Genomic DNA, 11,679 nt, shown 5'->3' on the forward strand with positions numbered 1-11,679 from the left:
TGCCTCCTATAAATAAAGAGATATTAGTGAACTAATATCTCTTTATCATGTATATCTTATGGTTCTAATCTGTTTAATAATCTTGGGAATGGAGCTGTTTCTCTAACGTGTTTCACTCCAGATAACCAAGCAACAGTTCTTTCAAGTCCAAGACCGAATCCTGAATGTGGAACTGAACCGTAACGACGAAGGTCTAAGTACCACTGGTACGTGTCTTCATCCATATTTAACTCTTTAATGCGTTCTAATAATGCATCGTAGTCAGAAGTACGTTCAGATCCACCAATTACTTCACCGTATCCTTCTGGTGCGATTAGGTCTGCACATAATACAGTTCTCGGGTCTTCTGGGTTTTCTTTCATGTAGAATGATTTGATTGCTTTTGGATAATTCACGATGAATACAGGTTTGTCAAAATGGTTTGCGATTGCCGTTTCATGCGGTGCACCAAAGTCATCGCCCCACTCGATATCGTCAAATCCTTCTTTCAGTAAGAAATCAATTGCTTCCGTATATGAAATTCTAGGGAATGGCGCTTTAATTTTTTCTAAAGCAGTGACATCTCTATCTAATGCTTCAAGATCTAATTTACAGTGTTCTAAAACATTCTCAGAAAGGTATTGTACGTATTGTTCTTGAAGTTTTAAGCTATCTTCGTGATCATAGAAAGCCATCTCAGGTTCGATCATCCAGAATTCAATTAAGTGACGTCTTGTTTTAGATTTTTCTGCTCTAAACGTTGGACCAAATGTAAATACTTTCCCATGAGCCATTGCTGCTGCTTCTGCATGCAGTTGACCACTTTGTGAGAGATATGCATCCTCATCAAAGTATTTTGTGTGGAAGAGCTCTGTAGTCCCTTCTGCAGAACTTGCAGTAAGAATCGGCGTATCAATCTTTTTGAATCCATGTTCAAAGAAGAAATCATATGTGGACTTAATGATTTGGTTTCGAATGCTCATTACAGCATGTTGTTTTTTAGAACGTAACCATAAATGACGATGATCTAGTAAGAATTCAGGACCATGTTCTTTAGGTGTAATTGGATAACCTTCTGCTGCTTGAATTACTTCAATGCCTGTGACTTCCATTTCATAGCCAAAGCTTGAACGTCCATCTTCTTTGATTATACCAGTCACATACATAGATGTTTCTTGTGTTAAGTGTTTAGCAGTTTCAAATAAGTCTTCGTCGTTTGCTTTAACGACTACCCCTTGCATAAATCCTGTTCCGTCTCTGAGTTGAAGGAATTGAATCTTTCCGCTACCTCTTTTTTGGAGTAACCAGCAACCAATTGTAACAGTTTCTCCATTATATTTTGGTGCTTCATTGATCGTAATCTTCATGAAATAAATCCTACTTTCGTGTGTTTTCTAATTTTTCTTTAATAAATGATTTTAAGCGATCCATCGCCTCATTGAGCGTGTCTTCATCAACTGCATAACTCAGTCTTAGGTTATCAGGATAACCAAATGCTGAACCTGGAACGAGTGCAACATGTTTTTCACTAAGAATTGCTTTGACGAAATCATCCACAGTATTAAACCCACACTTCTCTGCTGTTTCCTTAAAATATGGGAAAAGATAAAATGCACCTTCAGGTTTAATACACGTTACATAAGGTAATTCTACCATTTTTTGATAGGCATTATCGCGTCTTTTTTTGAATAATTGATTATATTCTTCTAAAAATGTGTGGTCCATATCGTATGCTCTAACTGCTGCGTATTGTGCTGGCGTTGAAACATTGGATACGAGTTGACTTTGAAGTTTTGTAATCGCACTAATCACTTCAGAATCACCACATGCGTAACCGACTCTCCAACCTGTCATTGCGTGTGATTTACTCACACCATTGATGACTATTGTGTTCTTCTTCATTGTTTCAGAAATCGATGCAAGTGAAATATGTTCACCATCATAAACTAGGACTTCATAGATTTCATCTGCAATGACCATGATGTCTTTGTCATCTAAATAATCAGCAAGTGCTTGCAACTCTTCTAAAGTATAGACTGAACCTGTTGGGTTATTTGGTGAATTGAGAACGAGAATCTTCGTTTTTTCTGTAACAACTTCGTCTAATATCTCAGGTGTTAATTTATATGCCGTATCCGCTGTTGTATGTGCAATAACAGGCACGCCTTCAGCGAGTTTGACTTGTTCTGTGTATGACACCCAATAAGGATCAGGAACAACTACCTCATCGCCTGGGTCTAATAGAGCCATGAATAGATTGTATAAGACTTGTTTCGCACCCGCACCTACAAAAATTTCATTTAATTCGTAGTCAAGACCATTGTCTCTTTTCATTTTTTCTTGAATCCTTTGTTTAAATTCAGGAAGTCCATCTGTAGCAACATATTTTGTTTTGCCTTGTTCAGCCATAAGACTCGCGTAATCAATAACTTCTTTTGGAGTCGTAAAATCTGGCTCACCGACAGAGAGACTGATGACATCTATTCCATCTTGTCTCAATTGTCTTGCAAGGTTTGTGATTTCGACTGTTTGGCTTCTTGATAGTGATTTAATTCTTTTAGAAATTTGCAAACAAGCCACCTCCGTTTCGTATTTACTTAATTATAGGTCAGATAACCAATCAATAAAAGTATATCTGTCTTGGTGCGTAATATTATCTTTCTCAAAGTATTTTAAGAAGGCATTACTATAGTTTTTAGTCAGCAATCTCTCATCAAATAAGATTAGTTTTCCCTTATCCGTATCTGAACGCTTTAAACGACCTAAAATTTGTCTGAAGATAAAGACAGCCTCTGGCAATTCCTTACTATAAAATTGTTTGAAGTTGTCTTTATTTGGCACAGGAAACGGAAGCTTTGTTAAAAATATAATTTTTTCGTCCGTGTTTTCGATATTAACACCTTCAGTAAATGAAGATGTTGCAAGTAATAGACAACGACTTAATTGATTGTACTGAATAAGTAACTTATCTGGTGTGATTTTAGGCGTCTGCTTTAAGACGGGAATGGTATTAAAAAGATCCGTATCCATCATCATTTCGTATGTTTCATTTAATTGTTCGTAGCTTGTAAATAAAATTACGGCTTTTTGATGCTTACTCTCTAATAGTATTGTCATATAATCAATTAAATCTAGCATAAAGTCATCCGTTTTTTTGAAGTCTGAAATATCATTTGGAATAAATAATTCGACATCCTTGAACAGAGATTCAGAGCGGATAATATACTGATCAAACGGTGATTCACCAAACCATTTTTCTAGATGCTTAAACTCACCCTTAACTTCTAACGTTCCTGAAATCAGGACTTGAGACAATATCTGTTGCGCTTTATTATAAAGTGCTTCTTTTGAATCTTTTTGAACTGTTAATATTGTTTTAGTATAGTTTTTTGCTTTTTTTACTTCGAACTGATCTTTATTTAATGCATTCAGCATCTTAGATAATCTAATTTTGTAGTTGTGCAAGTAATTAAAGAGATTTTGGAACTCATTTGTACCAAATAACATATTTATAAAGATATTCAACTTTTCTATAGAAAAGTTTAAATATTTAATTGCACGTTTGAATTCATTCTTATTTAATGACTGGAAGATTACATCAATATGCTCACTAATTTCAGATATAATCGCTTCAAAATAATGCCCATTTTGAGAATTATTGTGTTTCAAATAATCTGTGAGTAATTGGTCTTTTTTATCTAATCCAATTTGACTCATCAAGAATTTTAAGTCTGGATATTTAAATGTCTCTTCTAGACTTGTTTCTAATGCACCTTTTAGTTGGTGAGCTTCGTCTACTACAATGTGATTTGTTGGAATCTCTTCTAAGCAATTAAACAGATAATAATGATTGGTGATGATAATGTTTGAATGTTTGGCACGATTCAATGATTCTTTATAAAAATAATCATTAGATTGACTGTTTTGATTTAACGCGGACATATAATACATGCGCTCTGGACCTTTTAAGTCAATCTCTGACAAATCTCCAGACATTGTTTGTTGTAACCACACGAGTAATTTTAGTTTCAACATCATAATCTCATGATTGTCATTCTCTAATTTCATGAGTGTATTCACTGCTTCTAAATCAACGTAATTATTTTTCCCTTTTAACATAGAGATGTTGTAATGCTCAATATTTGAAGACTTCAATAAATCATACACTGAGTTAAAGAATAATTGATTTTGTAGTAGTCTCTTACTCGTTGAGATGAGTACTTGGTTGCCAGTTTCATCACTATAAACAATACTTGCTATGAGCATTGCTTCACTCTTACCAAGCCCTGTGTACGCCTCTATTGCTGCTTTTTTATTATTTTTTAACGCATCATAGATAATATAGATGAGTTCCAATTGTTCATCTCTATGATTAAAGTTTTTATACTTTAAGAATTTCTCATATAGTGTCTCGATCTTAAAGTTATACGTACTTTCCTTATGAACATCAATTTTACGCACATAAATGTCATCTATACGTATTAAATCATGCGTCTCTTTATCTTTTGTATTTGAAATCGATGAAAACAAGAGACTCGCGACGTCACTGTCTAAAGATTTTGCGATTTTAAACATTAGGATTTGAGTGTGACGGTTTATACCACTCAGTTCCTTAAAAATAGATAATAGTAAGTGTGCAGTCGCTTTAGCATCATCTAATGCACGGTGAGCACTTTTAAGCTCAATACCTAGTGATTCAGTCAGCGGTGCGAGCTGATATGTACGTTCCATCGGGTACATGATTTTAGATAAAGTCACTGTATCAAGTTTTTGTAGTGGCGTATAATCAATGCCATATGCTTTAAAAGCGTTCTGCAAGAATGTAAGGTCAAAGCTCACGTTATGCGCAACGAACGTACAATCTTTTATGAGTTCGTATATCTCATGCGCTTTAGATTTAAATGTCGGTGCATTTTTAATCATATCCACTGTTATATTTGTTAATTCAGAAATAAATGGAGTGATGTAATCCGTGTCACAGAAAAAAGTGCTGTACTCATCAACGATTTGCCCGTTCTCTACGAATACAACACCAATTTCTAATATTTTATCAGTATTAAAGTTGTTACCAGAGGTTTCTAAATCGATTACTGCATATCTCTGATTTAACATAGTTTTTCACCAAATTTATATATTTAAGTCTGCACTCATAATAGTTCTTATTTTACCTGATTCATCATAAACTTTCAAAAATCCACGATCGTCGATATCAATCGCTTTTCCATTGAATTGTTCATCGTGCGTTGTTATCGTAAATTCTTTACCCAGTGCATTTGAGTACCTTAGATATTCATCTCTAACTTCACAGAATGGAACAGACAAATACAAATCATAATAATGGTTAATCTTTTTTAATAATTGGTTTGTAAATAATGACATATTTACTTCTGATTCAAATACATCAGAGAGAGTAATTGCAGTATCTACTAATGACTGATTTGTACGATTCAGATTAATACCAATACCTAGTATGATACCTTCTTCTTCACTCGTCTTATAGCACTCTGTTAAAATACCACTTACTTTTTTACCTTGTAAATAAACATCGTTTGGCCATTTCAGTACAATGTCATCGGTGTAATATTTAAACGTTTCAACAAGTGCTAAAGAAATAAATAAGTTAAATGCTGGTAGTTTGTCTTTGTTGACAGATCCTCTAAAAACAAAAGAGCCGTAAAAGCCGCCATTGTTTGGTGATTTCCACTCTCTTTTAAAACGCCCTACACCCTTTGTTTGTTCTTCTGCAATCACTACAAAGTTATCTTCTTTAAAAGAAAAATACTCTTTAGCAATTGTTTGTGTAGATTCGACAGACTCTTTATAAATGACTTCTTTGATATGCGCAAAGTTTATTTTGTGATGATTTAAATCATAAATTGTTTTCTTGTTCATTTAAAACCCACTCTAATATGTCTTTTTCAGTATTTTTTAAGCGCCCCATAATCACTTCACCTTCGATTTTAGTGAGTAGTGTTTGTAACCATGGCCCGCCCTTTTTATTTAACTTTTCCATTAAAATTCTACCATTAATTTCAAGTTCAGAACGATTTTTTATAGGTAGTTTTTGTTTCTCAATTTTTGCATCTTTAATTCTCTTTATTAAAGATTCATCGAGAATCGGATTTAATTCTAGGAGTGAAACAGTATTGCCAATAACATCTTCTGAATATTTAAATGCTAATCTTTTAGATTCTAAATTACTTCTCGCATCATCTAATAATCTAAGAGAATTTTTAATATACTTAGTTTCATTATTTGATAATTTCAAGATATTTGCATATGACATTGATGGATCCTTTATTAATTGTACGACGATTTCATCAATTAAACTGTGTGCATTGGTTTCGATAATCTCTGTTCTAGATAAAGTTTTGAAGAAAGGGATATGCCTATACATATTTGTGTTTACTAACGCATGCTTTGCTTCAGTAACATTCTTTCCTTCATACAACTTCTTTAGTTCCTTTACTATGCGTTCAATTGACACATATTTAATTAGAGAAACATTTTTTCTTATTGCATCTTCAGTTTCTGTTGTCAGATTAAATTCTAGTTGCGAAATGAAACGTACTGCACGAAGCATTCTTAAAGCATCTTCATTGAAACGTTCGTCTGCAATACCAACTGTTTCAATGCGTTTTTCTTCTATAGCGATATGGCCGTCAAAAGGATCTTCAATATTCATGTTTTTATCCATTGCAATTGCATTCATGGTGAAGTCTCTTCTTGAAAGGTCTTCAAGTAATGATGTTGTGAAACTCACGGAATCTGGGCGTCTATAGTCTGTATATGTGGTTTCCGTTCGATAAGTAGTCACTTCAATGGGCTCATCGTCAATTAATACAATGACTGTCCCATGTTCAATTCCGACATCAATCGTTTTTTGAAACAAGTCTTTGATTGTTTCTGGACGAGCATTAGTCGTCACGTCAACATCATGGATTTCACGTCCCATAATGTAATCTCTGACCGAGCCTCCTACAAAATAGGCTTCAAAACCATATGACTCAAGTGTTTCTAATACTGTTTTTGCATGATCAAACCTATTCATTGTCATTCACCTTAATCAGTGACTGATACAGTTCTAAATATTCATTGACAATTTTTTCCTCACTAAAACGTGTTTTAATGTCTTTAATCATATTCTGTTGGAATGTGTTATATTTATCTTCATTTGTCAAGAGTTCAATTGCATACTTAGCCGCTGCATTATAGTCACCGACATCTACAATTTGACCTGTTTTACCATGTTGAATCACTTCTTTAATTCCACCTGCACTAGATCCAATAGGCACACTACCACAGTTCATTGCCTCTAGTAATGCAAGTCCGAAGCTTTCCTTCTCACTTAGAAGCATAAACAGATCGCTCATTTTGTATAGAGACACGACGTCAGACTGTTGCCCGACAAGAAGTACTTTGTCTTCAATTCCTAAAGACTGTGAAAGAGATTTAACAGTCATTGCTTCAGGTCCATCTCCAACTAAAACAAGCACTGAGTCTACTTCTTTTTGGACTTCATTAAATGCACGCACGATCGTGTCTATGCGTTTAATTTTTCTAAAGTTTGATGAATGCATAATTACTTTAGTATTTTCTTTAATACCGTAACGTAATTTCATCTCTTTTTTAATCTGTTCTCTGATATCCATATTGAACTTGTCTTCATCTACAAAGTTGTAAATTGTAACAATATCTTTATCTGGATGAACGATATCTATCGTTTCTTGTTTTAAGCTCTCTGATACAGCAGTCGTAATATCTGATTCTTCGATACCAAATCGAATTGCTCGCTCTAACGAACGGTCATGACCGAGCACAGTGATATCTGTACCATGCAACGTCGTAACAATACCTACTTTACGCTGAGACATGTGGTTCGCAAGGATACCAGCCACTGCATGTGGGATTGCGTAGTGCATATGTATCACATCAAGTTGATGTATATCAATTACTTCTGAAATCTTAGAAGCGAGTGTAATATCATAGGGTCTATATTTAAATACGTTGTAGTCATTAATTTCGACAGTATGAACGTAGATGTTTGGTACGTTTCCATTTAAGCGAAATGGTACACTAGATGAAATGAAGTGTATTTCATGTCCAAGCTCTGCCATTTGTAGAGCGAGCTCTGTTGCAATGATGCCACTTCCTCCAACACTTGGATAACACGTTACACCAATTTTCATAATTCATACCTCCTAAAGTTATATATATAAGTATAAATGTAATTTAATCGTTTGTGAAATGAAAAAACCGCCATCATAGGCGGTCTTATTAATTATTTCTAGCGATTAACACAAGACGTACAAGTTCAGCTACTGCAACTGCTGTTGCTGCGACGTAAGTCATCGCTGCAGCGTTAAGAACTTTCTTAGCGTGTCTGTGTTCTTTTTCATCGACAATATTTAATTGTTTAATTTGTTTCATGGCCCTATTTGAAGCATCAAACTCTACTGGTAATGTAACAACTTGGAACAACACAGAAAATGCGAATAACGCGATACCACCCCATAGGAGGTAAGTTCCGAGTGACGGACCGGCTGTTTGCATACCAACTGTTAATGCGATACCTGCGATGATCAGAATGAATGAGAATCTGCTTCCGATATTCGCAAGTGGGAAAAGAGCTGAACGGAAGTTTAAGAAGTGATATCCAGTAGCGTGTTGGATTGCGTGACCAACTTCGTGAGCTGCAACCGCAGTACCTGATACGCTTGGTTTGTCATAGTTATCAGGAGATAAGACAACGACCTTTTTACCTGGATCATAGTGGTCTGTTAAACGACCTTGACCTCTTAATACTTCAACATCATAAATACCATTTTCTCTAAGTATCATTTCAGCAACTTCTTTACCAGTTAACCCACTAGTAGAACGTACTTTAGAATACTTATTAAATGTCGACATTACATTTGCTTGCGCCATCATAGGCACAATCATTAGTATAACAAAATAAAGAATATACATTAACACGTTGATCTCTCCTATCTTCTATAACAACGATTTTACTGTATTAGACAAATTAAAGTCAATTATTATGGTCTCTCTTCTCTACTGGAACAAGTATATATAAAAGTATAATTACAATCACTGTTAACCAAAATGAAAAGTAACCAATATGCTCAGCAATACGATCAAGACTTCCATATCGTGGATACTGCATATAGACATAGTCAATCACATCATTATGGAATAACCATACTGCTGTAATGAAAAAATCTCTCAATTTAATGCACATATGTGGAACGAATAGAAGTGCTTGTACTGCCATTAAACTATGTGAACAAATGAGCATGAGACCAACGTTTGTTACATATCCGATTTCAACAAAATACATAAAATTCATGATAACTGCCCATACACCGTACTTAATTAAAGTCGTAAAGGCGAGAGCATCAATTAGACCAGAATGTCTCTTAACTAGAATAAGTGCAATTAATACACATAAAAATAGCGTTGCTGTTGGGCTATCTGGAACAAATGGCCAAAAATATAGTGGCGTTTCAGATAATTGTCCTTTATACCAATAGTAACCATAAATAGTACCTAAAAAGTTTGCAATGAATAAGAGAGTTAAAAAATATTTATTAAACATAAGTTTATACATGATATTAAACATACATTCACCTATTAAAAAACCCTCAAGCACATATGTCTTGAGGGTTATTGAATTTATTCTGCTTTGTCTGTAAGTTCAAGTTTTGATACGAAATCTGCAATTTTTTCGATTTCTTCAGCAGTTAACTGATCTTTGAATCCTGGCATTGAGCCACCACTGTCAGTTGTACCATTCTCTACAAACGCTTGTACGTGCTCTTTAGTTAAGTCTGGTGTAACTAAGTCAGGACCAGAACCTCCTGTAAGTTCTCCACCGTGACAGCTCGTACAGTTTGTTCTTACTAATTCATTAAACACTGGATCTGAATCATCTAAGTTAGAAAATACGATCTTACCTTGAGCTTTTTGAGCATCCCAGTCATGGTATGCCACAGATTCCCAAGTTGCGTAGAAGATAACTCCTACTGCAAGTAACATCATGCCTGTAGCAACAGGACGTCTTTTCCAATCTCTGTGTTTAGTACCATCTAACCAAGGTGCAAGCATTAATGCTCCAATTGCAAGACCAGGCATGATGATTGCACCAATCACGTTAAATGGACCAGATGCATATGAGTACTTCAGAATTTGGTATAGGAAAAGGAAATACCAGTCTGGAAGTGGAATATAACCAGTGTCAGTTGGATCAGCAATTCTTTCTAAAGGTGCTGGATGTGCGACTGTTAAGCACAGAAAACCTACTAAGAAAATTGCTCCGATTAACCATTCTTTCAATAGAAAGTCTGGGTAAAATTCTTCTGTACGACCAGGGAACTCAGAATAGTCTCTGTTAAGCTTTGGTTTATCGTACTTTAATACTCTTGAGTCTCCAACAAATGTTAGACCTTTACCGCGTTTCATTTTTTCTACCTCCCCTTTAGTATCCTATAATGGACCTGCGATTCCTTGTCGACGTATTAAAATGAAGTGGATTCCCATTAATACAAACAACGCTGCAGGTAGGAAGAATACGTGAATCGCAAAGAATCTCGTTAACGTTTGAGCTCCAATGATTGTCGCATCTCCTGCGAGTAATGTTTTAATCCATTCTCCGATAAATGGAACTGATTCAGCAATATCAAGACCAACTTTAGTTGCGAATAATGCTTTCATGTCCCAAGGTAATAAATAACCTGTGAATGCGAGTCCAAGCATTACACAGAAAAGTAATACTCCTACAACCCAGTTTAATTCACGTGGTGATTTATAAGCACCTGTAAAGAATACTCTTAACGTATGTAAGAACATCATTACAACTACTAAACTCGCACCCCAGTGGTGCATACCGCGTACGATCATACCAGCTGCTACGTCATTCTGTAAGTAGTATACAGAATTCCATGCGTTAACAATGTCTGGTACATAGTACATTGTTAAAAACATACCAGATAAAACTTGGATTACAGTAATAAAGAATGTTAATCCACCAAAACAATATACAAACGCTGAGAAGTGATAGGCAGGGTTTACGTGCTCTGGCACTTCGTGGTCAGCTATGTCTCTCCAGATTGGTGTGATATCTATTCTATCGTCAATCCAGTCATAGATACGGTTAAGCATTTAACTCCCTCCTATTTACTTCACTAACTCGTTTTCGAATTTTTTACCAATTGTAACAAAACCATCTTTTTCGCCAACTTCATATTGGTCTAATGGTCCACGTGGTGGCGTACCAGGTACGTTGTTACCATCTTTCGTGTACAGACCATTATGACATGGACAGAAGAACTTATCTGGGTTACCATCGTCTCCAGCCCAAGTAACTGTACATCCTAAATGCTTACATACAGGAGAAAGTGCGATGAGTTTATCTCCTTCTTTGTAAACCCATGCGAACTCTGTAACTTCGCTTTCATACCATGCATCTTTTTGGTTATACGTGAAATCAACCTTAGTTGGTTCTTCTGTTATCTCACTCACCTTGATGCTCGTTTGAATATCAGACCCGGCTGCTGCATCTTTGAACAGTGGATCAAGTGCGAATCTACCCATAGGTAAAATCATTCCGGCTGCCATAAAAGAACCGACACCCATTAATGAATAGTTTAGAAATTGGCGTCGTGTAACTTTACTTGACATTCCTTTTCCCCCCTCGAACTC

General features: G+C 35.4%; 11 protein-coding genes. All 11 read right to left on the reverse strand.

The genetic code is table 11. The annotated features are described in order from the left end of the window. Positions 1 to 56 precede the first annotated feature (56 nt). Entirely contained in the window at positions 57 to 1,346 is a 1,290-nt protein-coding gene (gene asnS / locus IEU51_RS01420) for an asparagine--tRNA ligase (RefSeq protein WP_186087937.1), read from the reverse strand. Positions 1,347 to 1,356: 10 nt separating this feature from the next. Further along, positions 1,357 to 2,550, reverse strand: coding sequence for a pyridoxal phosphate-dependent aminotransferase (locus IEU51_RS01425; protein ID WP_186087935.1), 1,194 nt, complete (start codon positions 2,548 to 2,550; stop codon positions 1,357 to 1,359). 30 nt (positions 2,551 to 2,580) lie between these two features. Then, positions 2,581 to 5,091 (reverse strand): exonuclease domain-containing protein, encoded by a 2,511-nt coding sequence (locus IEU51_RS01430; protein ID WP_186087933.1) that lies wholly within the window; start codon positions 5,089 to 5,091, stop codon positions 2,581 to 2,583. A gap of 15 nt (positions 5,092 to 5,106) precedes the next feature. Beyond that, entirely contained in the window at positions 5,107 to 5,871 is a 765-nt protein-coding gene (locus IEU51_RS01435; RefSeq protein ID WP_186087931.1) for a biotin--[acetyl-CoA-carboxylase] ligase, read from the reverse strand. After that, positions 5,849 to 7,030: a CCA tRNA nucleotidyltransferase gene (locus IEU51_RS01440; RefSeq protein ID WP_186087929.1), complete on the reverse strand. Its 1,182-nt coding sequence runs from the start codon at positions 7,028 to 7,030 to the stop codon at positions 5,849 to 5,851. Before IEU51_RS01440 ends, IEU51_RS01435 begins: the two co-directional genes overlap by 23 nt. Next, the gene (bshA, locus tag IEU51_RS01445; protein WP_186087927.1) at positions 7,023 to 8,168 is read right to left on the reverse strand and encodes an N-acetyl-alpha-D-glucosaminyl L-malate synthase BshA; all 1,146 of its coding nucleotides are present in this window, start codon (positions 8,166 to 8,168) and stop codon (positions 7,023 to 7,025) included. The genes IEU51_RS01440 and bshA overlap by 8 nt, the downstream gene beginning before the upstream one ends. An 88-nt stretch (positions 8,169 to 8,256) precedes the next feature. After that, a complete protein-coding gene (locus IEU51_RS01450; protein ID WP_408634873.1) occupies positions 8,257 to 8,949 on the reverse strand; it encodes a zinc metallopeptidase in 693 nt (230 codons plus the stop codon). A gap of 61 nt (positions 8,950 to 9,010) precedes the next feature. Continuing rightward, complete coding sequence (locus IEU51_RS01455) at positions 9,011 to 9,577, reverse strand: DUF1405 domain-containing protein (protein ID WP_229713790.1); 567 nt, start codon at positions 9,575 to 9,577, stop codon at positions 9,011 to 9,013. Positions 9,578 to 9,654: 77 nt separating this feature from the next. Next, positions 9,655 to 10,440, reverse strand: coding sequence for a menaquinol-cytochrome c reductase cytochrome b/c subunit (locus IEU51_RS01460; protein WP_186087923.1), 786 nt, complete (start codon positions 10,438 to 10,440; stop codon positions 9,655 to 9,657). A 24-nt stretch (positions 10,441 to 10,464) separates the two neighbouring features. Next, entirely contained in the window at positions 10,465 to 11,139 is a 675-nt protein-coding gene (gene qcrB, locus IEU51_RS01465; protein ID WP_186077515.1) for a menaquinol-cytochrome c reductase cytochrome b subunit, read from the reverse strand. Between the two features lie 15 nt (positions 11,140 to 11,154). Beyond that, positions 11,155 to 11,658, reverse strand: a complete 504-nt coding sequence (locus tag IEU51_RS01470) for a QcrA and Rieske domain-containing protein (protein WP_186087921.1) — start codon at positions 11,656 to 11,658, stop codon at positions 11,155 to 11,157. Between the last annotated feature and the right edge of the window lie 21 nt (positions 11,659 to 11,679).

This window comes from Phocicoccus schoeneichii, assembly GCF_014635565.1.
In the GTDB taxonomy this organism is placed as follows: Bacteria; Bacillota; Bacilli; order Staphylococcales; family Salinicoccaceae; genus Phocicoccus; species Phocicoccus schoeneichii.